We start from the raw sequence: 24,584 nt of genomic DNA, 5'->3' as shown, positions 1-24,584 counted from the left end.
ACCGCCCGCATGGCACACTGCGACCACGTCCAGATGAGGATTACCAATGCCGCGCCACACCCTGCCCACCCGCTATTTGCCCGTCATGGCGGCCGCATGACGCTGGAATGGTTTGGCTATCTGGCGGCCACCTGCACCACACTGTCGTTTGTGCCGCAGGCCATCAAGACCATCCGCACGCGGGACACCTCGGGGATCTCGTTGTGGATGTATGTGGTGTTCACATTTGGGATTGCCTGCTGGTTTGGCTACGGCATTTTCCTGCATTCATGGCCGATGATCGCCTCCAACGCGATCACGTTTTTGCTGGCGGCAACGATTTTGGGCTTGAAGCTGAAGTACAAATAGCCGCACGCGCAGCCAGCAACCACCAGCCAAACCACAGCGCAAACGCCAGCCGCTGGGCTAGACCCACCCACAGCCCAATGGGCGCCAACACCGCGATCAACGGCACCAGCACCGCCGCCAGCACACTCAACAGGGCCACACCACGCCGCTGCCGTAGGCCTAGCGCCAACAGCAGCACGCCGGGCACAAACGCGATCCACCACAGCATCCACAACAACACATGCAGACGGCTGGCGGTGGCATCCAACCCGCGCTGATCCAGCGGCAACACGCCTTGCAGTGCAAACGCCAATGCCGATAACTGCGCCAGCACGCAGCCAATCCGTGCCAGCCAGCCTGCATCCACCCATGCATCCCGCAATGACTGCCCCACCCATACCAGCAACAGCCCTGGCAACACAAATGCGCCCAGGTTGAACCACAGCGCCCCCGGCAAGCCAGTGGCCCCGCGCAAGGCCACCGGATGCAGTAGATGCGAGTATTCGGGCAGGCCCCTATTGGCCAGCAGTAGCGCCAAAAAGAACAGCACCATCGCCACGGCAGCCCGCACAACCACATGCCTGCTCATCGCCCACCCTGCCATTGAAATACATCCTCGATCCGCACACGCAGCGCATCAGCGATACGAAAGCCCAACTCCAACGACGGCGCATAGCGCCCCGCTTCCAGCGCAATGATGGTTTGCCGGGTGACGCCACAGGCATCGGCCAGCGCCTGCTGGGTCAATTCGCCGTGCTCGAAGCGCAGGCGGCGAATCTGATTGGCAATCCGGGTACCCGTCATTGCCTGTCACGGCGATACAGCACCGCCACTGTCAGCTGTCCCACGATGTTGGCAACGATCAGGCCCAGCAGAACCATGCCTGGGAGTGCGCAATCGTTCGCCTGCAGCGCAGCGCGGGAGGTGTCGAAGCACAGCGCCAACGTCAACACGCCATACCAGCACGAGGCCGCGATCCGGAACCCTCGGTCGGAATGCGCCAAGATCCAGGCATCGCGCTCGTCTTCCATCGTCTCGCCGCGGCGCTGCTCATCGCCGGCGGCACGCAAACGGAAGCCATATGACAAAGCCAAGGCGATCAGCGTCGCCAGGATGGCGATCGGCCGGCCGCCGATAATCGAGCCGAACGTCATATACACCGCCATTCCCGAGAACAGCATGACCATCCGCCACGCAAAACGCTCACCAAACGCCCGGGGGTCACGCTCATCCTTCCCCTGCATCCAGAGCTTCATGCCTGTACTCCACGGCGATCACGCCAATACAGCAACGCTGCTGCCAGTTGCTCGCACCACAGCCCCGCCAGCAGCACCGACATCAGCGCTTGCGCAATAAAGGGATAGCTGAATTGCAGCAAGCGCTCGGTGTCGGAAAAGCCCAATGTCACCGCAATGGCAATGATGCCTAGCGCCGTGATGCAACGCGCCCAGTGGCCGGCGATCAGGGCGATGTGCGCGTCGCGCTCATCGGCCAGCACGCTGCCGGCCCAGCGCTTTTTCATCACATGCAACAAGACCAGCCACGCCACGAACAAGGTGCCGATGTGCTTGCCTGCCACTCTGGCCTCGGGATTATGGCCAATCGGCACCTGCGGCAGGAAGGCATCGGTGCGCATGACACAAGCCACAATCACCGCACCGACAAACACCACGCCAATCCATGCCTGCCACTCCCCCGGCGCAATCTGCGCCTCATCTTCGCTACGCGGCAGCGCATGCAGTTTGGCCACCGAAAACCACACCGCTGCCACGAACAGGCAGGCGCCCAACCAGCCAACCGGAAACGGGAGATCGCGGTAGTCACCGCTGAAAAATAGCGCCAAGCCGACCCCGGCCAACACCAGCCAGACTAGCAATTGGTGACGCGGAGACAACCCAAGCATTGATGTAAGCTCCAATAGACTAAATGTAATGTGTAATTTACACTCCAGTCCCATGATGTCAACTATTTTTTACATCACTTGTTAACCTGCTGCGGTGTCGCCATCTCAGCGTCATCCTCTTCCCAACGCCGCCAAGACCATCAACACCATGACCGACGCCAACAATCCGCACGTATTCGACGCCACCGCCGCCACCTTTGAAGACACGGTGATCCGCAAATCGCTGGAAACCCCCGTGCTGGTGGATTTCTGGGCGACGTGGTGCGCGCCGTGCAAGACCTTGGGCCCGGTGTTGGAAAAACTGGCCGCCGAGTACCACGGCGCCTTCGTGTTGGCCAAGGTGGATGTGGACAAGGAGCAGGAGCTGGCTGCCGCGTTCCAGATTCGCTCGGTGCCCACCATCGCGGTAGTCAAGGACGGCCAGGTGCTGGGCGCAATCCCCGGCGCACTGCCGGAGGGCCAATTGCGCGAGATGCTGGCGCAAGTAGGCATCCAACCGGCGGCGCCTGTCGATGACGCCATGGCCGAAGTCCCCGCCGCCCCGCTCGACCCGCACGCCGAAGTGCTGCGTCTGCGCAAGTTGGTCGAAGCCGAGCCCAACCACGCCGAACACCAGCTCGATCTGGCACTGGCGCTGCTGCAAACCGGTGCAGCGGTGGAAGCCGAGGGCTTGCTGGACAAGCTGCCAGCCAACCTCGCCACCGATGACCGCGCCATCAAGGCCCGCGCCAAGCTCGGCTTTGCCGCCCTGCTGCAAGACGCGCCACCCGCCGACGTGCTGGAAGCCGCAATTGCGCATGACCCCAACGACCTGCGTGCCCGTCACTTGCTGGGTGTGCGTCAATTGGTGGGTGGCGATGCCGAAGCCGGGCTGGCGCAATTCATCGACATGCTCAAGCGCGACAAAACCTATGCCGATGGACTGGCGCGCAAATCCCTGATCGATGCCTTCCGGATTCTGGACGACGCAGATCTGGTCAGCCGCGTGCGCCGGCAGATGTCGGCCTTGCTGCTGGTGTAAGCACGCAACCGCCTCATGGCGTCATTGCGTGCGCAGCGCGCGCGGCAACGGCAGCCGATAACTCGCCCACCCGTGCCAGCACACCCGTCCGCGCCTGCAATGCTGCTGCCACCGCTTGCGGCTGCTGACGAACTTTCTCCAAACAAGTCGCCGCATCTTTGAATCGGCCCACCGCAAATAGTCAAGTATTTGGGCGCTGCTTCACACCGTTATAGCTGTGGGCATTCCCCTGTGCGCGGTGTCCGTCGTATGCTCCGTTCGGGCTCGGGGGGGCTTGGTGGAGCAAGCGCGCAGTGACGGATCAAACCTACCCACGCATCGACGGCTACAAATTGTTGCGGGTGATTGGCCAAGGTGGCATGTCCACGGTGTATTTGGCCGAGCAACTTTCGCTGGATCGCAAAGTGGCATTGAAGGTCATGCTGGCCGATGCGCTGACCGATGGCGTCAATCGCGCCCGCTTTGAAAACGAAACCCGCACGATTGCACGCTTGGAACACCCCGGCATCGTGCGTATCCACGAAGTTGGCCACACCCCCGAGGGCCTGCTGTTTTATTCGATGCCCTACTTGTCGCATGGCCATTTGGCACAGCGCAAACTGACAGGCGATCAACCCAAGGTGCTTGGCATCCTGCGCCAGTTGTTACAGGCGTTGGACTACGCGCATGTGCGCGGGGTGGTGCATCGTGACGTGAAAGCCGAGAACGTATTGTTTGATGATGCCGATCGTCCGCTGCTGACTGACTTTGGCATTGCCCTGCGGCGCGGCAGCAACCCACGCCTGACCAACGCCGGGCTGGCGGTGGGCAGCACCGCTTACATGCCGCCCGAGCAAGCGCGCGGGCAGGATGTGGACCGTCGCGCAGATATTTACAGCATGGGTGTGCTGACTTGGGAAATGTTGATGGGCCGGCTGCCGTACAACGCCGGGGATGCGCTGTCGATGGCGATTCGGCATGTGCAAGAACCCATCCCGCGCCTGCCGGCGGTATTGAAACATTGGCAGCCCTTCATCGACAAAGCGATGGCCAAACAGCCCGGCGACCGCTTCGCCAGTGCGCAGGACATGCTGACCGCGCTGGAGCAACTGGAACGCCAATCGGGCAAGACACTCACTGCGGTGGAAGTCCCCGCCCCGGCTGCCCCCCACACTGCCGACAACCCCGTCACCCGCACCGGACGCGGCCGCTGGATCGCCGCCATTGCCACCATTGTTGGCATCGCAGGTTTAGCACTGGCATATGTTGCACGCACACCCAGCCACACGCCGCCCGGGGCCGTGCCAACTCGCGCCTCTGCACTAACAATCGCAGCATCGACCCCCCTTGCTGGCCCGGCAGCGCCAGCCAATGCCGCTGCCACATCAGCAACCACGCCGGAACACAACGACCCCGGGATCGACGCCTATCTGGCCAATGCCAAAGAGCAATTGCGCACCGGGCAACTGCTGGAGCCGGCCAACGGCAATGCTTGGGACAGCATCGAAGCCGCTTGGCGCGCCAATCCCACGCACCCTGAAACCCTGCGCTTGACGGCCTTGCTGTTTGATGGCCTGGCCGATTTAGCCGACCGCGCGCTTCACAATGGCGATACCACAACGGCCAAGCTGGCGTTCCAACGTGCGCAAATTTTGGATACCCGCCGTGGCGGCACCGGCACCGCGATCAGCCTGCTCCATGCACGGTTGGACAAAGCGCTGGATGAACGCCTGACCTTGCAACTGGCCAAGCCGGACACCCGCAAAACTGCGCAAATCCTGCTGGATCAAACCGCGTGGCTGGGGTTGGACAGCACCCACAAACGCAGCTTGCAAGCGCGTATTTCCGCCGCGCAAACCGGTACAAGTGGCACCGCCAAACTGGCAACGGCAGCACCGGCATCAGCACCCGCACCAACCGCCGCACCGGTCACCATCGTCAGTGTCAGTCGTGCCGATTACGCCCGCTTTGCCAGTGCCACCAATCGCGCCGCCGCCGACTGTGGCAAGGGCTTCCTTGGCCGCAGTCTGCGTTGGAACAACACCGGCAACGACCGCAAGCCGGTGGTTTGTGTATCCGCCGCTGATGCCCAAGCCTATGCCGCGTGGCTGCATGCGCAAGATGGCCACCGCTACCGTCTGCCCAGTGCAGGTGAACTGCGCGAACAACCCACCACACCGGTGGCAGGCTGGCTGAGCCTGTGCGCCGACACGGCGTGCAGCCAACGCATGAGCAGCGGCAAGCCACAACCGTTAGATGCAGGGCGCGGTTATGACAATGTCGGCCTGCGTTTGGCCAAATTGGACTGACCGCTGCCTCATAGTTCCCCGTAAACTACGCCGATGTCTGCCTCCCTTACGCTTGGCCAACGCCTGCAACGCCTGTTCCTGACCGGCCTGCTCACCCTATTGCCGCTGTGGTTGACGTGGGTGGTGGTGAAATTCGTCTTCGTGCTGCTGGGCGATCTCAGCAAGCCCTTGGTCGAGCCCAGCCTGCGCGGAATTGCCGAGGGCAACCCCCTTACCTTTGGTTGGCTGATTGAGCCGTGGGTACAAAACGCATTGGCCCTGGTTGCCACCGTCTTGGTGATTCTGCTGGCCGGCTGGCTGACCCGCCGCGTCATCGGCCAACGTCTATTGGGTTGGTTTGAAGCTTTGATCGGACACATTCCACTGGCCAGTACCATTTACGGCAGCGCGCGCAAATTGCTGGATATTTTGCAAACCAAGCCCGATGGTACCCAGCGGGTGGTGTTGATCGACTTCCCCCACAATGAAATGAAGACCTTGGGTTTTGTCACCCGGGTGATGCGCGAACAAGGCACCGGTCGCGAATTGGCTGCGGTGTATGTGCCCACCACGCCCAACCCCACCTCGGGCTATTTAGAAATTGTGCCGATGGAAAAAATCACCCCCACCGACTGGAACGTGGATCAGGCGATGAGCTTCATCATCAGTGGCGGCGCGGTCGCACCGGACTCGATCCCGTTTTCGCCGCCCTCACAGACGGGTACTCACACCTCGGCAACACCCCCGCCTTCCGCCTGACCCCGCTACAGCCACGCGAGCAGCTGACTTCGATCAATGCACGCCCTTGCCGGTGCGCCGACCATAAGCCACCCGCACGCTGACGTGCACGACCCTTGGAGTGTCTATGTTGTTCGATGTCCTCGGCCTGGTGGATGAAACCACCGCCCGCTCGATTGCCTTCGCCGTCCATGCGGCGGATCCGCAGGCCAAAATCACCGCGAATCTGGCCCGTGGCCGCTTGTTGGTTGAAAGTGAGCTGAACGAAAATACGATCAGCGACGCCCTGCGCGCCGCCGGTTACCCGGCCACCTTGGCCCCGGAACACGCCGAAGGCACCACCTGCTGCGGCAGTTGCGGCTAATCCTCGTCCCTTGATGCCCATCCAAGGCGGCTACCCCTCGCCTTGGGTGGGGCGGCAACATCCGCTGCCGCATTGCCCGTCCCGCCCGACGGCGCGACAATACGACGCATGATTGACGCTACCCGCTACCCCCACCTGTCCAACATCAATAGCCCCGCTGATTTACGCCAGCTTGATGAAACCGATCTGCGCGCGGTGGCCGACGAGTTGCGCGGCTATCTGATTGAATCCGTTGGCAAATCCGGCGGGCATTTTGGTGCGGGCTTGGGCGTGGTCGAGCTGACCACGGTGCTGCATTATTTGTTTGATACTCCAGAAGACCGCTTGGTGTGGGATGTTGGCCACCAGTGCTACCCACACAAAATCCTGACCGGCCGCCGCGATGCCATCCACACCGTCAAGCAAAAAGACGGCGTTGCGCCATTCCCCAAGCGCGAAGAATCCCCTTACGACGTCTTTGGCGTTGGCCATTCTTCCACCTCGATCTCGGCCGCACTGGGCATGGCCATTGCCAGTGCCCGCGCCGGTAGCGAGCGCAAAGTGGTGGCCGTGATTGGCGATGGCGCGATGACCGCCGGCATGGCATGGGAGGCGCTGGGCCACGCCGGCGGCATGGAGCCCGACCCCAACCTGCTGGTCATCCTCAACGACAACCGCATGTCGATCAGCGAGGCGGTGGGCGGGCTGACCAAGATGCTCGGCCGCATGTCCGGCAACCGCACTCTCAATGCTATCCGTGAGGGCGGCAAAAAATTACTGGGCGACAAACGCAACCCACCGGCGCGCTTTGTCAAACGCTGGGAAGAACACTGGAAAGGCATGTTCGTGCCGTCCACGCTGTTCGAGCAAATGGGCTTTCACTACACCGGCCCCATCGACGGCCACGACGTGGATGCACTCCTGGCCACACTCAAGACTCTCAAAGGCCTGAAAGGCCCGCAACTGCTGCACATCATCACCACCAAGGGCAAAGGCTACGAGTTGGCCGAAGACGACCAGATCGGCTATCACGCGGTGGCCCCGTTTGACCCATCGGTGGGCGTGATCGGCAAGGCCGGTGCGAAAAAGCCCACCTATACCGATGTGTTTGGCGATTGGCTGTGCGACATGGCCGCCGCCGACGAAACACTACTGGGCATCACCCCAGCGATGCGTGAAGGCTCCGGGCTGGTGCGCTTCAGCCAAGAGTATCCGCAGCGTTATTTCGATGTCGCCATCGCCGAACAACACGCCATCACCCTCGCTGCCGGCATGGCCTGCGAAGGGGCCAAGCCGGTGGTGGCAATCTATTCCTCGTTCCTGCAACGCGGCTATGACCAACTGGTGCACGATGTCGCCATCCAAAACTTGGATGTGCTGTTCGCCATTGATCGTGGCGGTGTGGTGGGTCCGGACGGTGCCACCCATGCCGGTAATCTGGACCTGAGTTTTTTGCGCTGCGTGCCCAACATGGTGGTGATGGCCCCGGCCGACGAGAACGAATGCCGGCAATTGCTCTCTACCGGCTTTCACTACCAAGGCCCGGCTGCGGTGCGCTACCCGCGTGGCAGCGGCCCCGGCGTGCCCGTGCAAGCCACACTGGACACCCTCCCCATCGGCAAGGCGCAACTGCGCCGGCAAGGCACGCGCATCGCACTGCTGGCCTTTGGTGCCATCGTGCCGGCGGCGGAACAGGTGGGCGAAGCGCTTGGCCTGACCGTGGTCAATATGCGCTTCATCAAGCCACTGGATCGCGCATTGATTCTTGAGCTTGCAAACACCCACGAAGGCTTCATCACCCTGGAAGACAACGTGGTCGCCGGCGGTGCCGGTGCTGGGGTGGCCGAGTTGCTGGCAGCGGAAGGCAGCGTGATGCCGATCCTGCACTTGGGCCTGCCCGATGCCTTCCAACATCACGCCAGCCGTGAAGACCTGTTGGCCGAAGCCGGGCTGGATGCGGCCGGGATTCGCACCGCGCTGCTCAAACGCTGGCCGGCGCTGGGCGCCCCCAGCACCGCCGCACCGATGACGGCGACACGCTAATCACGCATCGCCAGCACCGCGCCGCACATCACTCCGCGTCCGGCGCAATCACCGTGTAGCCCTTGGCCTGCAATTTGGCCAAATAACCGTTGGCGGCCAACATTTTGCCCAGCGGCAACATCGCGAACGTCACCGTATTTTTCCCCAATGCGGCTTCAGCAGCAGCCATCCATTTGGCCTCCACTTTCTTGTTGGCATCGCCAAACCCCAAGCGCTTGCCAATTCCGGCCTCGGTGATCGCATTACTGCATGCCTCCCATTGGTAAGCCGGCGGCAGTGCGCGCAAGCCGGCGATATCGCCGGTGGCCCACGCATTGGCGCGCGCGCGCATCGCGTCGATGTCGGTTTCCAATTGGGTCATGGTGTTGTCAAAGCAAGCCAGATCATCCAATGATGTTTTCGACCACTCTTTCAATAATGGCTTGGGATCAGTGACCACGATCGACTCTTTCACCACCGTCACCGTGGGGTGATGCGCCGCGATGGCTTGATCCACGATGGGTGAAATAATCTTGCTGCCATCCAGCCCACTCTTTTTCATCGCCTTGCCATACAACTCTTGCGCAGCAAACAGTGGACGCCATTTTTCGACACTGCCATCGCTGCCGATATAGCGCGCCTTCAGCGCCTGCCAACGCGCATACGACGCGGGCGACACCACTTCTTGCAAGCGTTTGTCATCGGGGTTGTTGCGCGCCCCCAGCATCTTGGGCAACAACATCAACCCCTTGAACCAGCCCACATCCACTTTGAAATCCACCGATGGCGTGCGGATCACTTCCTGCGCATTGGCCAGCACCCGGCTGACCTGCGCCGACTGCCACTGCATCTTGTCCGGCAATGGGCTGAGCAGACCCAAGATGTACAACTCATGCTGGCCATCGGGGCTGCGCACCAGCCACAGACCGGGGCCGGGTTGTTCGCCTTCCACCACCACCGTGGCTTCGGTGCGAATGTCGCCGGTGGCTTGCTTGGGGGTTGCGGCGATTGCCGGCGCTTGTTGTGCGCGTAAGGAAGGACTCACCAGTGCTGAAATCAATGTCGCGGCCAGTATGGCAAGTCGCATCCTGCAATTCCTTTTGATTGATCGGTGCCGCAGTGTGCCGGTAGATATCCAAGTAAGTTTCACTCGCGGCTGAACAACGACTTTTGAACATCCCACATGCCACCGCAGCACGTTGCACTGCCGCGGTAATCGCAGGATGCTTGCAGGGAAGACTTCTAGCGCGAGGACAACGTCATGGCGATTCGTGTAGTTCGTTTGGGGACACCGCGCGCAGCGGATGAAGGCTTGCGTATTGGCACCGTGCGCCGCCCACCGCGCGGGGTTCCCAAGGCCGAATTTTCCAAACGCGATTTTTACGATACATGGCTGCCCACGGTTGCCCCCAGTCAAGCGGTCATGGACATTGCACATGCTGCCAAAACAGACCAAGACTGGGCCAATTTTTTCAGGCATTACCGCAGCGAAATGAAAGCCCCAGATGCCGTGCACGCCATCGCGCTATTGGCGGCGTTATCGCACAGTACCCACTTCAGCGTGGGCTGTTATTGCGAAAACGAAGCGCATTGCCACCGGCACGCATTGCGTCAGTTGTTGCAAGCGGCTGGCGCTGCGATGCGTGAGTAGTCAGTCCTGCGAGCGTTTGGTGGGTGCTTTGATGGGGGCTTTGGCTGCACTGGCGGCATCGGCAATTCGCCACAGATAAACGCTGGCATAGCTACGGTATGGACCCCAGCATTCACCGCGCACGGCCAGTTCTTTTGGCGTGGGCATCGCCGCAAGCTTGTCCACCACCTGCGCGCCCTTGCGGACACCGAGGTCGTCGATGGGCAGCACATCGGGGCGGCCAAGGCGGAACATCAACATCATTTCCACCGTCCAACGGCCAATGCCACGGATTGGCACCAATGCGGCCACGATGGCGTCATCGTCCATGCGCCCCATTTGCCGCAACGTGGGGATTTCACCGGCTTCTTCGCGCCGGGCAAGATCACGCAATGCCAACATTTTGTTGCCGGAGACACCGCAGCCGCGCAAGGTGGCATCGTCAATCCGTGCCAATGTGTCGCAATGAAAACGGTCGCTGGCAATCGCCGTTTCCACCCGACCCACAATGGTGGCCGCCGCTTTCCCGCTGAGCTGCTGATACAGAATTGCGCGTGCCAAGGCGTCCACGGGATCAAACGGTTTGCGCCAGCGTGGATCCGCCGGGATCACCTCCAACTTGCGCAGCCACGCGCCCAGCTTGCGGTCGCGTTTGCATAGGTGCGCAAACGCGACATCGGTATCAAACCCACGTGTGTAGTGCGGCATCACTCAACCCCGCAACCGATCATAGGCATGCAGCAACCAACCGCTGATCACCAGCCCACCACCCAACGGTGCCAACGCCGGCGTCAGCCCCAGCAAAGCCGCTGCGATCAAACTGCCGCAAAACAGCAGCACACCCAATAGCAGCATACTCATGGCCAGCAATGCCGTTGGTCGTTGCGCCAGTGGTGCCAATGCAGTCAGTGCAAACCCGTGCAGGAAGGCGAACACCGCCGCTTGCAACAACCGCGGACTGGCCTCCGGAGTAGCGGCATGAAAGGCATAGGCGCACATCGCCACCGACACCCCCGCCAACAAACTTCCAATGGCGGCAAGGTAACGACGGTACAGGACAAAGTGGGGGGTGCGGATGGTATGCATCGGTCTATTGTGCCTCTCATACCCACAAAGTTCATGCCCCACAAAGACAAACGCCGCGACTAAGCGCGGCGTTTGCGGGAGCAACAAGATAACGAAGTCTTATTTCACCGGCCAATAGACATCAAACTGGCCATTCTCGGTGAATGCATTGGCAACCCCCGACTTGTAGTCTTCGTAGGCGCGATCTTTGATTTCGTAGCCGTGCGTCGCGGCCCATGCACGCAGGGCATTCCGGGTATTTTCCAATTCCGCCATATAGCCACTGTACGACGCGACCGCGGCCTTGCCGGCCGGTGCCTGCACAAACTTCACCGGACCTTGCACGGCAACATTGGCAGGTGCGCCGCCACCTTTCTTGGTCACCACTTGGGCAACGTCGAAGGTGTATTTCTCGCGCCCCATGTCGGTGGTGATGATGCGCAATGGGCCAACCGCATCCAGACCGTTGGCTTCCAATGTGCGCTTGATCCATTCTGCGTTGGAAGTGATCGACGCTTGGATTTGTGCATTGCCGCGATCCACCTGGCCGGCACTCACTACCAGCATGGCTTCAGCCGGGCGATCGACCACCTTCGGCGTGCCCATCTTGCTGCCGGGTGCGGCGTAATCGATATTGGGTACTGCGGTCAGCACGCCCACCAAGCGCGCCAAGCCCATCTTCATGTCGTCACCCACGTGGCGGGTCACATACAGGCCGGCATAACGGCCCAGCAGGTTCCAGCCGTAGTCCACGTCGTAGGTTTGGGTGATTTCGACGTTGCGGTTGTTGCGACCGGTCGGCTTGAAGCCAAACGAGGTGCGCTTGTTTTCACCGCGCTCGATATTGTTGATGTTGATGGCGATCTTTTGCTTGGGCACGCTTTCAACGATTTCGTAAGAACCACTGCCCAGACGCTCCTCTTGTGAGGTGTAGTCAAGCTTGGCACCCACGCCTTCCACCGGGCCGGACAACGACAGCTGCATGCGCGGGTCGCGCAGCACCAGCGGGTTCCAGTCCTTGAAGCGACGGAAGCTGTTCAACGTGTCGAACACGATGGTGAGCTTGCGGTTGGTTTCGACTTTCTCGACCAAGTGGCGCGAGGAAGGCAGCATCACGCCCACGATCAAGAACAGTGCGAACACGATCGCGAGGGAAATCAGGATCTCGAGCAAACGAGTCATTCAGGAATCTCCGGAAAAGGCCGTCTGCGGCCTCATGCCGCACTGACCCGCCATCCTAGCAAACTGCCCCCCAGCTCCGCGAGGGGATATCCACCCAAAACCGCGATATTCCGCACCAAATTGCGCTTCGATCTTAGACCAACTGCAATTCGAAGGCCTTCAGCACCGCCCGGGTACGGTCGCGCACCCCCAATTTCGACAGGATATTGGACACGTGATTCTTGATGGTGCCCTCGGCCACACCCAGTGAATTGGCGATTTCTTTGTTGGAAAACCCCGACGCCATCAGCCGCAGGATCTCGGTTTCGCGGTCAGTCAATGGGTCCGGGCGATCCAGACTGACAAATTCATTGCGCATGTGCTCCAGCCCCGACAGCAGCCGCTGGGTCACTGCCGGCTGCACCAACGAGCCCCCCGATGCGACGGTCTGAATGGCGTCCACCAGCTGCTCCAGCGACACATCTTTGAGCATATAGCCCTTGGCACCGGCCTTGATGCCCGCCAACACTAGGGCATCATCGTCGAAGGTTGTCAGAATGATGGTGGGCGGCAAACTACCGGCGCGACCCAGTGCCTGCAAGGCTTCCAGACCCGACATCATGGGCATCCGCATATCCATCAGTACCACGTCGGGTTTGACTTGCGGAATCAACTCGATCGCTTGGCGGCCATCGATTGCCTCGGCCACGACTTCAATACCATCAGCCAGCGCCAACAACGAGCGAATACCTTGGCGCACCAAGGTCTGGTCATCGACCAGAAAGACACGAATCATGCGGCAACTCCCTGAGGTAATCGGGTGGCGGCATTGGGGGCCACCGGTAAAGTAATCGTGAGTTGGAACCCATGCCCGCGCTGACTGGCAATGTCGAGCCGGCCACCGTGCTGACGCAAGCGCTCGCCTAGGCCGCGCAACCCGTTACCGGCGGTCACGTGGTCGCTGCCACGGCCATCATCGCGCACTTGCAAGATCACATGGCTGCCTTCGCGACGGGCATTGAGCCATAATCCCTTGGCCCCGGCATGACGCACCGCATTGGTGATGGCCTCTTGCGCACAGCGCAGCAAGACATGCGCGCATTCGGCGTCATCCACCGTCAATGGCTCGTCGATGTCGATGAAAATTTCGAGCTTGGGCACATTATCGGCCAACAGGCGCAATGCTGAGGCAAGATCGATAGCGCCGCCTTCGCGCAACTGGCTGACGGCTTCACGCACATCGGTCAATAACAGGCGGGCCAAGGTATGCGCCTGCTGCACATGCTCTTTGGCGCGGCCTTCCGACAAATGCCCGGCAACTTCCAGATTCAAGCTGAGCGCGGTCAGGTGGTGTCCCAGCAGATCGTGCAGTTCGCGGGAGATCCGGGTGCGCTCATTGACCCGGGCGCTATCTGCCAGCAAGGCGCGAGTGGCGCGCAGTTCGGCATTGAGCCGGCGCTGCTCTTCACGCGCCTGCGTCTGCTGCGACGCAACAAGGCTGACCACGAACACGAACCCCGATAACCCGGCATACAAGACCGATTGCATCAAAGCTTCCAGCAAGGGGAACCCCAGCCAGCGCACGAACACCGGCACCACCGCCAATTGGCTTGCCAGCAGCCACGCCACCCCAAATCGCAAGGTCAGCAGCCACGGCAGCACGCATGCCGCCACCATCAACAGCACGCTGCCCAACCCAGAGCCGTGGAAATAGCTCACCCCGATCGCCGCCAAGGTCAGCACCACCAGCAGGACAAAATCGAAAGGACTGCGGCCACGGCGTCCAAAGTCGCGGGTCAACCACGCATAACCGCCACCAAACGCCAGATAGGCCAACCAGCCTTGCCAAGGCATTGGGCGCAGGGCCAGTTCCTCGCCACCGTTGTTTGGATCGGCCCCTAGCCACGAATACACCAAAGGCAGGCCCACCATCGCCCAGGTGAATAGGCCGGCGTAGCGAAGTAAGCGCGTATGAGAGATTCTTACAAGCATCGCCGTCTTATACCGCTTACCGGGTGGGTTCGGCCTGCTCCGAAGGTCATGCACCGCACACCCGGGTGCCATGCGATAATCCCTCATTCCCCCGCGCTGCGGGTGTCATGAAACACGCATTGGAGCTTCAAGAATGTCGATCGCCATCCGCGACGTGCGCGAGCACGAGCTGGATTCTGTCTTGGCCCTCAACAATGCGGCCGGCCCTGCGATCCTCCCCTTGGATTCGGCCAGGCTGCGGCAGCTGTACGACCGCGCCGAATATTTTCGCGTGGCCGAGCGTGATGGCGCGCTGGCCGGCTTTTTAATTGGCTTTGGCTCGCACACACAACACGACAGCCGCAATTTTGCGTGGTTTGGCGAGCGCTACCCCGATTTTTTCTATATCGACCGTGTGGCCGTGGCCAGCCGGCGGCGTGGCGGCGGTGTGGGGCGCGCACTGTATGCCGACGTGCAAAGTTATGCCGAACTACGCTACCCACAACTGGCCTGTGAAGTCTTTTTGGAACACGGTGCCGACCACGCTTTGCTGTTTCACGGCAGTTTTGGTTTTCGTGAAATTGGCCAGCACGTCATCCCGCAGCATGACTTACGCGCGGCAATGTTGATGAAAACCCTGTGCAGTTACCCTTGGGTGCGCGACACCTACGGCACCGCACTGCCCGATGTCGCATGGCTACAACGCCCACGCACGCCGGCCACCCACATGCGCTCCACCGGTACCGACGCATGAGTGCACACACCGATTACGCGCAAGCAGGTGAATTGAAATTCGGCCAAGTGGGCATCGCCAATCTGCGCATTCGCAATCTGGATGTCACGCAACTGGTGGCCGAAATGCGCGACCGCGTACAGCGCGCACCCCACTTGTTTGCGCGGGCCGCCGTCATTTTGGATTTCGGCGGACTAAGCCATACCCCCCCCGTGGACGCAGCTCGCGCCTTGGTTGCCGGGCTGCAAGAGGCCGGTGTGCTGCCGGTGGCGCTGGCTTATGGCACGCGCGAAACTGAAGTCTTGGCGCAGCAACTTGGCCTGCCCTTACTGGCCAAGTTCCGTGCCCAGTACGAACGCAACGATACGTCGCCGGCTGCCGCCCCTGCGCCCTCACCCACCTCAGCACCACCGGCACCCGCCCCATCTACCGCCCCGGCACCGGCCGTCAACGCGACGCCAGGCTTGATGCAAACCCACCCGGTGCGCTCCGGCCAGCAGGTTTATGCCGAACAACGCGACCTCACCGTATTGTCCACGGTGGGGGCTGGCGCCGAGGTCATTGCCGATGGCAGCATCCACATTTATGGTGCCCTGCGTGGCCGCGCCTTGGCCGGCGCACAGGGGAATACCGAAGCCCGCATCTTCTGCCGCGAATTTTATGCAGAATTGGTGGCAGTGGCGGGCAATTACAAAGTGCTGGAAGACATCCCGGCCGAATTGCGCGGCAAGCCCGTGCAGGTCTGGCTGGACAACGGACAACTGAAACTCGCGGCGCTCGATTGAGCCCATCAAACGCAACCACGGAGAAGCCAACTTGGCCGAAATCATCGTAGTGACATCCGGCAAGGGCGGCGTGGGCAAGACCACGACCAGCGCCAGCTTGGCCACTGGCCTTGCCCGCCACGGCAAAAAAGTGTGCGTCATCGACTTCGACGTCGGCCTGCGCAACCTGGACTTGATCATGGGCTGCGAACGCCGCGTGGTGTACGACTTCGTCAATGTCATCCACGGCGAAGCCACGCTCAAGCAAGCACTGATCAAAGACAAACGGTTTGAAAACCTCTTTGTGTTGGCCGCCAGCCAAACCCGCGACAAGGACGCATTAAGCAAAGATGGCGTGGAAAAGGTGCTGAAAGACCTCGCCGCCGAAGGCTTTGATTTCATCCTCTGCGACTCGCCGGCCGGTATCGAAAAAGGCGCATTCCTGGCGATGTATTTCGCCGATAAAGCCATCGTGGTGGTGAACCCGGAAGTCTCCAGTGTGCGCGACTCCGACCGCGTACTGGGGTTGCTGGCATCCAAAACCCATCGCGCCGAACGCAATGACGGCGAGGTCTCAGCACACTTGCTGCTGACCCGTTACAACCCGCAACGGGTGGAAAGCGGGGAAATGCTTTCGATTGCCGATGTTGAAGAAGTGTTGGGCCTGAAAACCATTGGCGTGATCCCGGAATCTGGCGATGTGCTCAATGCCTCCAACAAAGGCGAGCCGGTGATCATGGACCCCGAATCCATCGCCGGCCAAGCGTATGCGGACGCGGTGGCGCGCCTGTTGGGTGAAAGCCGCCCACTGCGCTTCACCACGGTGGAAAAGAAAGGCTTTTTCAGCAAGTTATTCGGGGGCTGACGCATGTCCATTTTCGATTTCCTCAAGCCCAAGAAGAACACCGCGCAGACGGCCAAGAATCGCTTGCAGATCATCATCGCGCAGGAGCGCAGCTCGGCCGGCGCGCCGGATTATCTGCCGCTGATGCGACGCGAAATTCTGGAAGTGATCCGCAAGTACGTGAACGTGGATACCGATGCGGTCAAGGTCGATGTGGTGAAAGACGGCGAGCACGACGTGCTGGATATTTCGGTGTCGCTGCCCGAACGCGGGGCCACGCCGGCCTGACTTCAACCTGTCATGCCATCCCGACCCACGACGGGATCCGGCTATCGATCACGACATGCCAGAACAACCGGATACGCAGGTACCAGGTGTGCGAATTGATGCCGGCTTGCGCCGGAATGACGAGCACGGTGTACTGATCCTGTCAGACATTGGCTTCAACGCGCCGACCGCACTGTTGGCGCGCTACGGCTTGGTGCTGGAACACATCGCAGACGCCCAACCCATCCCCGGCAGCTACTGGGGCGATTGCGAGGCCGGCATCATCGGCAACACCGTGTATGCGCGCAGCGATACGCCGGTGCATTCGCTGCTGCATGAAGCCGGTCATTTGATCGTGCTGCCGCCCGACACACGCGCCGCCGTACACACCGACGCCACCGATTCGATACCGGAAGAAGATGCCGTGTGCGTTCTGCAAGCCTTGCTAGGCGAAGCGCTGGGCATCGACCGCACACGCATCTGGGCCGATATGGATGTTTGGGGTTACACCTTTCGTTTGGGTAGCGCCCGCGCCTATGCCGAGCACGATGCCGACACCGCATGGCAGTGGCTGCATACGCATGGCCTGACCGATGCCAAGCGTCAGCTGGTATTGCCTGCGGCCTGACTTGCGGCCGCCCACCTTGGCCTACTAGCCTTGCAACTCCCGCGTCACCCAGAGTTGCCATCGTGATGTTACGCCCCGCCCTGCTCGCCGTTGCCATGCTCACCGTGCTGGGTGGCCTTGCTGCATGTCAACGCAAAGCACCCACACCGGCCCCGGCACCACCGCCCACGCCCGCTGCAAGCACCGGCGAAACCGCCGATCAATTCATCGCCCGCGTCAATCAAGAAGTGCGCCAGCACTACCCGGAATTGAATTCAGCGCAGTGGCTTTCCAATACCGATATCAATTCGGATAGTGAACTGATTGCGGCCAAGGCCAATGAACGCTGGCTGGCGCACCTCACTGTGTGGCTCGCCGAAGCAAAGCGATTTGAAGGCCAGCCGATGGCACCGCAAACCGCCCGCGCCCTCAAGCTGCTAACGCTGTGGACAGCGATGCCGGCACCGCAAGACCCCAAGCAACGGGAAGAGCTCACCCAAATCGCCAGCCGCATGGAAGGCATGTATGGCGCGGGCCGTGTTTGCAATAGTGAGGGCCGCCACAAAACCTGTCGCGACATCGGCCAGCTCAGCGACGTACTGGCCAAGAATCGTGATTACGATGCACAGCTGCAAGCATGGACCGGCTGGCATAGCATCAGCATCCCGATGCGCAAGGACTACACCCGCTTTGTCACACTGGTAAACATCGGTGCCCGGCAACTTGGCTACGCCGATACCGGCGAACTGTGGCGCGCCGGTTACGACATGCCACCGCCCGAGCTTGCCAAGCAAAGTGATCGTCTGTGGAATCAAGTCAAACCGCTGTACGAACAATTGCATTGCTATGCGCGCGGCAAGCTCGATGCACAGTACGGCAAAGACAAAGGCGAACTGCCAGGTGGTCTGTTACCCGCACATTTGCTGGGCAATTTATGGCAGCAAGACTGGAGCAACCTGTGGGATCTGCTGGCCCCATACCCGGCAGCCGTCAACTTGGACATCAGTGGCACCCTGCAACAGCGTGCACAAGCCGAATTGCTCTACGCGCAGGTCAGAAAGCAGGATGACACCATCGGCACTGCCGCCGCGCGTGCATTCAACATTGAACGCGCCGCGCAACTGGCCAGCGCCAAATTGATGACTCGTGATGCCGAGAGTTTTTATGTCTCGCTGGGCTTTCCAAAATTGCCGGGCAGCTATTGGCAGAAGTCACAATTCATCCGGCCACTGGATCGCGATGTCATGTGCCACGCCAGTGCCTGGGACATGAATATGCAAGGCGATCTGCGCACCAAGATGTGCATCACCCCCAGCGAAGAGGATTACACCACCATCTACCACGAGCTGGGCCACCTGTATTACGACATGGCCTACAACCCACTACCGCCGCTCTTTCAAAATGGCGCGCAGGATGGCTTCCACGAAGCCATCGGCGACACCATCGTGCTGGCGATGACGCCGCACTACTTGGCCTCGGTGGGGCTGCTGCAAGAAGCACCACAAAATTCGCAATCACAGATCAACGCACAGATGCGGATGGCGCTAAGCAAGGTTGCTTTCTTGCCATTTGGCTTGATGATCGACCGCTGGCGCTGGGGGGTGTTCGATGGCTCGATCAAGCCGGCCGATTACAACAAAGCATGGTGGGCACTGAAAGCCCAATACCAAGGCGTGGCCCCGGTGACAGCACGTGGCGAAGACTATTTTGATGCCGGCGCGAAATACCACGTTCCCGCCAACACACCCTACACACGCTACTTTCTGGCCAATATCCTGCAATTCCAATTCTACAAGGCGCTGTGCGATGCGTCCGGCTACAAGGGCCGGTTGTCCGAATGCAGTTTTTACGGCAGCAAGGCCGCCGGCGACAAATACTGGGCCATGCTGCGCAAAGGCAACAGCCAACCGTGGCAGCAAACCCTGCAAGAACTCACCGGCAGCGACCACATGGATGCCGCACCCCTGCTGGAATACTTCGCCCCCCTGCACACTTGGCTGAAGCAGCAGAACGCCGGACTGCAGTGTGGTTGGATCACGGGCAGCACGCCGAACCCTGACCGCAATTGATTCCCTCAAATTCCAGAGTGGCCATCTCAAAAGTCACTTGCATGGCACACATATCGGATGCCAGCCTGACAGGAACATCAGGAATATAGACACCATGACCAATCCCTGCAGGCTCACTGTTTTTTCGCTACTTCTCGCAATCACCGGCTCTGCTTTCACGCAAGCCACTTCTGGCAACATCATAGGCGATGGCAACCCAGGCGATACTGTCGTAATCAGCGGTGATAGCAATGGATTCAAGCGCGAGATTTCGATCAAAAGTGATGGCAAGTACAAGCTGCGCCATGTCCCGATCGGCAGTTATCACGTCACGTTCATTCAAGCAGACGGCAAAATAATTACCCTGCAGGATGTTCAAGTTCGCCCCGATGCTACTTCCCGAGCGTCTACTCCGGGCAAGGCCACTGAAGTCAGTGAAAACACAGGAAATCCCTGAAATTCAGCAAGACCCGACATAGGCCAATACGGGTTGGTCTGTTTTTCTGGAGCATCCAAGCGCCATACTGCCCACATGCAAACCGACCTCGCTCCGCAGCCTGCCGCCACGGCTACCGCCTTACCTGCACGGTTTTATGTGGAACCCGCGATGGCCGATCTCGACCGGCGCGCGCTGTTTGGCCGTGCCTGGCAATGGGTGGCGCATGTCTCGCAATTGCGCGCCGCCGGCGACCACGTCATCGCCAATCTCGCTGGCCTGCCGGTCATTGCGGTGCGCGGCAGCGATGCTGTCATTCGGGTCATGCACAACGTCTGCCGGCATCGCGCCGGGCCGATTGCGCAATGCGATGGGCTGGCCGCGAAATCGCTGCGCTGCCGTTATCACGGGTGGACGTACACCTTGGAGGGGCAATTGCGCTCGGCACCGGAAATGAAGGACGCGCAAGACTTCGATGTGGCCGATGTGCAGCTGCCGCAGCTGGCGGTGAAGGTCTGGCAGGGTTTGGTGTTTGCCGCGATCGATGCCGCAAACGCACCTGATTTCGATGCCTTCGTTGCCGGTATCGACGCACGGCTGGGCGCAGATAGAGGCCTGGACGCCTACGGCGACCACCATCGTGCAAGTTATGACATCGCCTGCAACTGGAAGGTGTACATCGACAATTATCTGGAGGGCTACCACGTCCCGCACGTGCATCCCGGCCTGAACCGGTTGCTGGATTACCGCAGCTATCGCACCGAGTTGTCGGCATGGCATTCGCTGCAATGGAGCCCACTCGAAAGTGATGCCGCACTGTATGGCAACGGCGATGCGCTGTATTACTGGCTGTGGCCCAACACCATGCTCAATATCCTGCCAGGGCGCCTGCAAACCAATACCGTGGTGCCGTTGGGGGTGGATCATTGCCGGGTGATCTTTGACAGTTATTACGCCGAAAGTGATGACTCTGCCAAGCGCGATGCGGATCTTGCTTTCAGCGATGAAGTGCAGCACGAGGACATCGGCATCTGCGAGGACGTGCAGCGCGGGATGGCCTCCGGCAGCTACGTGCCGGGCCGGCTGAACCCGCTGCGCGAGACCGGCGTGCACCACTTCCACGAACTGCTGCGCGCGGCCTACCGCGGGCACGCCGCCGATGCCGCGACCGGTCAGGCCGGGGGCGCCGTCGATGCCCGCGCCTGAAATCGCCGGGGCAGAGGCCACCACGACGACGCCTGCACGTGCCCCGCTGGGCCTGTGGATGGCCACCGCGCTGGTGATCGGCAGCATGATCGGCAGCGGCGTGTTCCTGCTGCCGGCCGCGCTGGCGCCCTTCGGTGCGTCCAGCCTGCTGGGCTGGGCGATCGCGCTGGGCGGCGCACTGCTGCTGGCGGCCACCTTCGCGCGGCTGGCGGTGCACTGGCCGTGCACCGGCGGCCCCTACGCCTACGTGCGGCGCGCGTTCGGCGACACCGCGGGCTTCGCGATCGCGTGGAGCTACTGGGTGTCCATCTGGTCCGGCATGGCGGCGATCGCGGTGGCGTTCGCCGGCAGCCTGGGCGCGCTGTTCCCCGCGCTGACCGCCACCCCCGTGCGGGCGGCGCTGTGCGCGCTGGCGGCGCTGTGGACGTGCACGCTGGTGAACGTGGCCAGCCTGCGCGAGGCCGGCCGGCTGCAGGTCGCATTGACCACGCTGAAACTGCTGCCGCTGCTGCTGTTCGGGCTGGTGGCCCTGTGGTGGGTCGGCCCCGACCGCTACGTGCCGTTCAATCCCAGCGGGCAGTCGCTGCCGCAGGTGGCCAACGCCACGGTCATCCTCACCATGTGGGCGCTGTGCGGGCTGGAAGTGGCTACCGTGCCGGCCGGCGCGATCCGCGACCCCGCCCGCACCATCCCGCGCGCCACCCTGCTGGGCACGCTGCTGGCGGGCGTCGCCACCATCCTGGCCTGCACGGCGGTGATCGGGCTGGTGCCGGGCGAGGTGCTGAAGGCATCCGGCGCGCCGATGGCGGAAGCCGCCGCGCGCACCTGGGGGCCAGGCGCCGGCATCGCGATCGCCGCGCTGGCCGCGGTGTCCACCTTCGGCGCCATCAACGGCTGGGTGATGGTCTGCGCGCAGGTGTCGCTGGCCGCGGCCGGCGACGGCCTGTTCCCGCGCGCCTTCGCCCGGCGCGACCGCCACGGCACGCCCGTGTTCGGCGTGCTGGTGGGGAGCAGCCTTGCCACCGTGCTGGTGATCGCCAGCTACAGCCGCTCGCTGGTGGACCTGTTCACTTTCATCCTGCTGATCTCCACCTCGGCCATCCTGCTGCCATATGCGGCCAGCAGCGCCGCCTGGCTGCGACGCGGCACCGGCGGCGGGCGCATCGTCGCCGCCCTGGCGCTGCTGTACAGCCTGTACGCGCTATCCGGTGCCGGCGCCGAAGCGCTGGGCTGGGGTGCGGTGCTGCTGCTGGCGGGGCTGCCGGTGTATGCGTGGATGCGCCGAAGCACACCTGCAACGCGATAGACTTGCGTGCTGCCGGAGCTTCGGGCACCCGCAGCGCACGCCGATGGGCATGGGTTTCCCACCGCCCGAACAGCCAGCCGGTCAGCGCAAAAGCCGCCATGCCCAAGGCCTGGTGCAGCCCCCTATTGCTCAGCAGCGGCGACAGCATGCCGGCGATCACGGCATTTGCCCAAGCCGGAAAACGCTTGCAGGGACAACGGGCGGAAGGCGGGGGCGGGAGGAGGAGGACGCTGACCATAGCATCCACCCCGTTTGCGCAACGCCGCAGCCAGTACCCGTGCCAGCCGGCAGGGTATAATCGCCCGGCACAGTGGGAGAAGCGCGCAGGCTTTCGGGTCTCGTCGCGCTGCCGAAGGCGCAACCGCCCGGAATCGCTCAGGCCCAAGACCGCTGTGTGACCACACTCTGGAGAGATTGGCCCGTCGTCCCCCCACAGACGCGGCCGGCGCCGAAGGGGCAAGAAGCTGCGCGGGATCCCCTCCCCATCCGCGCGCTTCCAAACTCTCAGGCAAAAGGACAGAGCGGGCATCCCTTTCACGCGCACTGCGCCCTCGGATGCCGCCATGACTCAGCCCTCGCTTCGCTCGCTCGAACACCACGACGCTTTCATCGAACGCCATATCGGCCCGAATGATGCCGAAATTGCCGCCATGCTTGCGCAGGTCGGCCACGCTTCGCTGGAAGCCTTCACCGATGCCATCGTGCCGGCCTCGATCAAGTCAGCCAACCCGCTGGCGTTGCCAGAGGCGATGACCGAGGTCGACGCGCTGGCCAGGATCCGCGCCATCGCGCAGAAGAACCAGCTGTTCAAGAGCTTCATCGGCCAGGGCTACTACGGCACCCACACGCCCAACGTCATCCTGCGCAACATCCTGGAAAACCCGGCGTGGTACACCGCGTACACACCGTATCAGGCCGAGATTTCGCAAGGCCGGATGGAGGCGCTGATCAATTTCCAGACCATGATTGCCGACCTGACCGGCATGGACATCGCCAGCGCTTCGTTGCTGGACGAAGCCTCTGCCGCAGCGGAGGCCATGACGCTGGCCAAGCGCAGTGCCAAGTCGAAATCCGACACGTTCCTGGTGGTGGGTGACACCCATCCGCAGACCATCGAAGTGTTGCAAACCCGCGCCGATCCGCTGGGCCTGAAGGTCAATGTGGTGCGCGGCACCGATGCCGTGCATGCCGCGATCGCCGAAGGTGATTATTTCGGCGTGCTGGTGCAGTACCCGGCGTCGAGTGGCTGGGTGGCCGAATGGAACAAGGATGCCGACGCCATCCACGCGCACAACGCATTGTTCGTGGTCGCTACCGACCTGCTGGCCCTGACCCTGCTGAAGTCGCCGGGCGAAATGGGCGCCGATATCGTGATCGGCAACAGCCAGCGCTTTGGTGTGCCGTTCGGCTTCGGCGGCCCGCATGCCGCGTTCATGGCCTGCCGCGATGCGTTCAAGCGCAGCATGCCCGGCCGCCTGATCGGCGTGTCCATCGACGCCGACGGCAACCCCGCCTACCGCCTCACCCTGCAAACCCGCGAGCAGCACATCCGCCGCGAAAAGGCCACCTCCAACATCTGCACCGCGCAGGTGCTGCTGGCGGTGATGGCCTCGATGTATGCCGTCTACCACGGCCCGGACGGCCTGAAGCGCATTGCGCAGCGCGTGGCGCGCTACACCGCGATTCTTGCTGCGGGCCTGAAGGAATTGGGCTTTGGCACCGTGCACGCGACCGCATTCGACACGCTGTGCATCGATGCCGGCGACAACAACGCTGCGATTGCCGAACGTGCGCGCAGTCTGGGTGCCAACTTGCGTGTGCGTGGCAATGGCTCGCTGTGCATCTCGCTGGATGAAACCACCACCCGCGACGACCTGGAACTGCTGTGGCGCATCTTCGGCGGCGACGACGCGACGCTGCCGTCG

At 61.8% G+C, this 24,584-nt stretch carries 27 protein-coding genes and 1 riboswitch; of the genes, 17 read left to right on the top strand and 10 right to left on the bottom strand.

What is annotated here, in order from left to right; genetic code table 11:
• Nucleotides 1–33: 33 nt before the first annotated feature.
• Entirely contained in the window at nucleotides 34–348 is a 315-nt protein-coding gene (locus PK789_RS07425) for a SemiSWEET transporter (RefSeq protein WP_324308142.1), read from the top strand.
• On the opposite strand, the gene PK789_RS07420 is transcribed toward PK789_RS07425, so the two are convergent.
• The 4 genes from PK789_RS07420 to PK789_RS07405 are packed head-to-tail and all read right to left on the bottom strand — an operon-like array spanning nucleotide 296 to nucleotide 2,221.
• Nucleotides 296–916, bottom strand: a complete 621-nt coding sequence (locus PK789_RS07420) for a DUF998 domain-containing protein (protein ID WP_324308141.1) — start codon at nucleotides 914–916, stop codon at nucleotides 296–298. The two genes, PK789_RS07425 and PK789_RS07420, sit on opposite strands and share 53 nt — an antisense overlap.
• Nucleotides 913–1,131: a helix-turn-helix transcriptional regulator gene (locus PK789_RS07415; protein WP_324308139.1), complete on the bottom strand. Its 219-nt coding sequence runs from the start codon at nucleotides 1,129–1,131 to the stop codon at nucleotides 913–915. Before PK789_RS07415 ends, PK789_RS07420 begins: the two co-directional genes overlap by 4 nt.
• Nucleotides 1,128–1,583 carry a hypothetical protein gene (locus PK789_RS07410; RefSeq protein ID WP_324308137.1) on the bottom strand — a complete coding sequence of 152 codons (456 nt, stop codon included), beginning with the start codon at nucleotides 1,581–1,583 and terminating at the stop codon, nucleotides 1,128–1,130. Before PK789_RS07410 ends, PK789_RS07415 begins: the two co-directional genes overlap by 4 nt.
• On the bottom strand, nucleotides 1,580–2,221 hold the full coding sequence (locus tag PK789_RS07405) for a hypothetical protein (protein WP_324308135.1): 642 nt from the start codon (nucleotides 2,219–2,221) through the stop codon (nucleotides 1,580–1,582). The genes PK789_RS07410 and PK789_RS07405 overlap by 4 nt, the downstream gene beginning before the upstream one ends.
• 157 nt (nucleotides 2,222–2,378) lie before the next feature.
• Between PK789_RS07405 and trxA the strand changes: the two genes are divergently transcribed.
• From trxA to dxs, 5 genes are all read left to right on the top strand, one after another.
• Complete coding sequence (gene trxA / locus PK789_RS07400) at nucleotides 2,379–3,251, top strand: thioredoxin (protein WP_324308133.1); 873 nt, start codon at nucleotides 2,379–2,381, stop codon at nucleotides 3,249–3,251.
• A gap of 293 nt (nucleotides 3,252–3,544) precedes the next feature.
• The gene (locus tag PK789_RS07395; RefSeq protein ID WP_324308131.1) at nucleotides 3,545–5,539 is read left to right on the top strand and encodes a serine/threonine-protein kinase; all 1,995 of its coding nucleotides are present in this window, start codon (nucleotides 3,545–3,547) and stop codon (nucleotides 5,537–5,539) included.
• A gap of 33 nt (nucleotides 5,540–5,572) precedes the next feature.
• Nucleotides 5,573–6,277, top strand: coding sequence for a DUF502 domain-containing protein (locus PK789_RS07390; protein ID WP_324308130.1), 705 nt, complete (start codon nucleotides 5,573–5,575; stop codon nucleotides 6,275–6,277).
• A 106-nt stretch (nucleotides 6,278–6,383) separates the two neighbouring features.
• Nucleotides 6,384–6,620, top strand: a complete 237-nt coding sequence (locus PK789_RS07385; protein WP_324308128.1) for a hypothetical protein — start codon at nucleotides 6,384–6,386, stop codon at nucleotides 6,618–6,620.
• A gap of 108 nt (nucleotides 6,621–6,728) precedes the next feature.
• Complete coding sequence (dxs, locus tag PK789_RS07380) at nucleotides 6,729–8,642, top strand: 1-deoxy-D-xylulose-5-phosphate synthase (protein WP_324308126.1); 1,914 nt, start codon at nucleotides 6,729–6,731, stop codon at nucleotides 8,640–8,642.
• A gap of 28 nt (nucleotides 8,643–8,670) precedes the next feature.
• Here dxs and PK789_RS07375 read toward each other — a convergent pair whose 3' ends face one another.
• A complete protein-coding gene (locus PK789_RS07375) occupies nucleotides 8,671–9,708 on the bottom strand; it encodes a TraB/GumN family protein (RefSeq protein WP_324308124.1) in 1,038 nt (345 codons plus the stop codon).
• Nucleotides 9,709–9,882: 174 nt separating this feature from the next.
• Here PK789_RS07375 and PK789_RS07370 point away from each other — a divergent pair, with 174 nt between their 5' ends.
• Nucleotides 9,883–10,272: a DUF488 domain-containing protein gene (locus PK789_RS07370; protein WP_324308122.1), complete on the top strand. Its 390-nt coding sequence runs from the start codon at nucleotides 9,883–9,885 to the stop codon at nucleotides 10,270–10,272.
• Here the strand turns inward: PK789_RS07370 and PK789_RS07365 are convergent, their stop codons facing one another.
• The 5 genes from PK789_RS07365 to PK789_RS07345 form a co-directional block, all read right to left on the bottom strand.
• Nucleotides 10,273–10,959, bottom strand: coding sequence for a DNA-3-methyladenine glycosylase family protein (locus PK789_RS07365; protein WP_324308120.1), 687 nt, complete (start codon nucleotides 10,957–10,959; stop codon nucleotides 10,273–10,275).
• 3 nt (nucleotides 10,960–10,962) lie between these two features.
• Nucleotides 10,963–11,337: a DUF423 domain-containing protein gene (locus PK789_RS07360; protein ID WP_324308118.1), complete on the bottom strand. Its 375-nt coding sequence runs from the start codon at nucleotides 11,335–11,337 to the stop codon at nucleotides 10,963–10,965.
• A gap of 99 nt (nucleotides 11,338–11,436) precedes the next feature.
• Nucleotides 11,437–12,498 carry a GyrI-like domain-containing protein gene (locus PK789_RS07355; RefSeq protein ID WP_324308116.1) on the bottom strand — a complete coding sequence of 354 codons (1,062 nt, stop codon included), beginning with the start codon at nucleotides 12,496–12,498 and terminating at the stop codon, nucleotides 11,437–11,439.
• Between the two features lie 133 nt (nucleotides 12,499–12,631).
• On the bottom strand, nucleotides 12,632–13,273 hold the full coding sequence (locus tag PK789_RS07350) for a response regulator (protein WP_324308114.1): 642 nt from the start codon (nucleotides 13,271–13,273) through the stop codon (nucleotides 12,632–12,634).
• Nucleotides 13,270–14,469 (bottom strand): sensor histidine kinase, encoded by a 1,200-nt coding sequence (locus PK789_RS07345; protein WP_324308112.1) that lies wholly within the window; start codon nucleotides 14,467–14,469, stop codon nucleotides 13,270–13,272. Before PK789_RS07345 ends, PK789_RS07350 begins: the two co-directional genes overlap by 4 nt.
• 133 nt (nucleotides 14,470–14,602) lie before the next feature.
• On the opposite strand from PK789_RS07345, the gene PK789_RS07340 reads away from it, so the two are divergent.
• The 10 genes from PK789_RS07340 to gcvPA form a co-directional block, all read left to right on the top strand.
• On the top strand, nucleotides 14,603–15,202 hold the full coding sequence (locus PK789_RS07340) for a GNAT family N-acetyltransferase (protein WP_324308110.1): 600 nt from the start codon (nucleotides 14,603–14,605) through the stop codon (nucleotides 15,200–15,202).
• A complete protein-coding gene (gene minC / locus PK789_RS07335) occupies nucleotides 15,142–15,966 on the top strand; it encodes a septum site-determining protein MinC (RefSeq protein ID WP_503011920.1) in 825 nt (274 codons plus the stop codon). Before PK789_RS07340 ends, minC begins: the two co-directional genes overlap by 61 nt.
• 31 nt (nucleotides 15,967–15,997) lie before the next feature.
• Nucleotides 15,998–16,810: a septum site-determining protein MinD gene (minD, locus tag PK789_RS07330; RefSeq protein WP_324308107.1), complete on the top strand. Its 813-nt coding sequence runs from the start codon at nucleotides 15,998–16,000 to the stop codon at nucleotides 16,808–16,810.
• A gap of 3 nt (nucleotides 16,811–16,813) precedes the next feature.
• Nucleotides 16,814–17,077: a cell division topological specificity factor MinE gene (minE, locus tag PK789_RS07325; protein WP_223628117.1), complete on the top strand. Its 264-nt coding sequence runs from the start codon at nucleotides 16,814–16,816 to the stop codon at nucleotides 17,075–17,077.
• A 55-nt stretch (nucleotides 17,078–17,132) separates the two neighbouring features.
• Nucleotides 17,133–17,684 (top strand): hypothetical protein, encoded by a 552-nt coding sequence (locus tag PK789_RS07320; RefSeq protein WP_324308105.1) that lies wholly within the window; start codon nucleotides 17,133–17,135, stop codon nucleotides 17,682–17,684.
• Between the two features lie 65 nt (nucleotides 17,685–17,749).
• The gene (locus PK789_RS07315; RefSeq protein ID WP_324308103.1) at nucleotides 17,750–19,732 is read left to right on the top strand and encodes a M2 family metallopeptidase; all 1,983 of its coding nucleotides are present in this window, start codon (nucleotides 17,750–17,752) and stop codon (nucleotides 19,730–19,732) included.
• A gap of 94 nt (nucleotides 19,733–19,826) precedes the next feature.
• The gene (locus PK789_RS07310) at nucleotides 19,827–20,168 is read left to right on the top strand and encodes a carboxypeptidase-like regulatory domain-containing protein (RefSeq protein WP_223628113.1); all 342 of its coding nucleotides are present in this window, start codon (nucleotides 19,827–19,829) and stop codon (nucleotides 20,166–20,168) included.
• 75 nt (nucleotides 20,169–20,243) lie between these two features.
• Nucleotides 20,244–21,353, top strand: coding sequence for an aromatic ring-hydroxylating oxygenase subunit alpha (locus PK789_RS07305; protein WP_288969313.1), 1,110 nt, complete (start codon nucleotides 20,244–20,246; stop codon nucleotides 21,351–21,353).
• Complete coding sequence (locus tag PK789_RS07300) at nucleotides 21,340–22,659, top strand: amino acid permease (protein ID WP_324308101.1); 1,320 nt, start codon at nucleotides 21,340–21,342, stop codon at nucleotides 22,657–22,659. Before PK789_RS07305 ends, PK789_RS07300 begins: the two co-directional genes overlap by 14 nt.
• A gap of 395 nt (nucleotides 22,660–23,054) precedes the next feature.
• Nucleotides 23,055–23,189: riboswitch (glycine riboswitch) on the top strand.
• A 33-nt stretch (nucleotides 23,190–23,222) separates the two neighbouring features.
• The coding region (gcvPA, locus tag PK789_RS07290) for an aminomethyl-transferring glycine dehydrogenase subunit GcvPA (RefSeq protein ID WP_324308099.1) at nucleotides 23,223–24,584 on the top strand (1,362 nt) is incomplete at its 3' end.

Source organism: Thermomonas sp., from assembly GCF_035369645.1.
Lineage (GTDB): Bacteria > Pseudomonadota > Gammaproteobacteria > Xanthomonadales > Xanthomonadaceae > Thermomonas.
The sequence above is the reverse complement of the archived record's forward strand: the minus strand, read 5'-3'. Positions and strand labels throughout refer to the sequence as shown.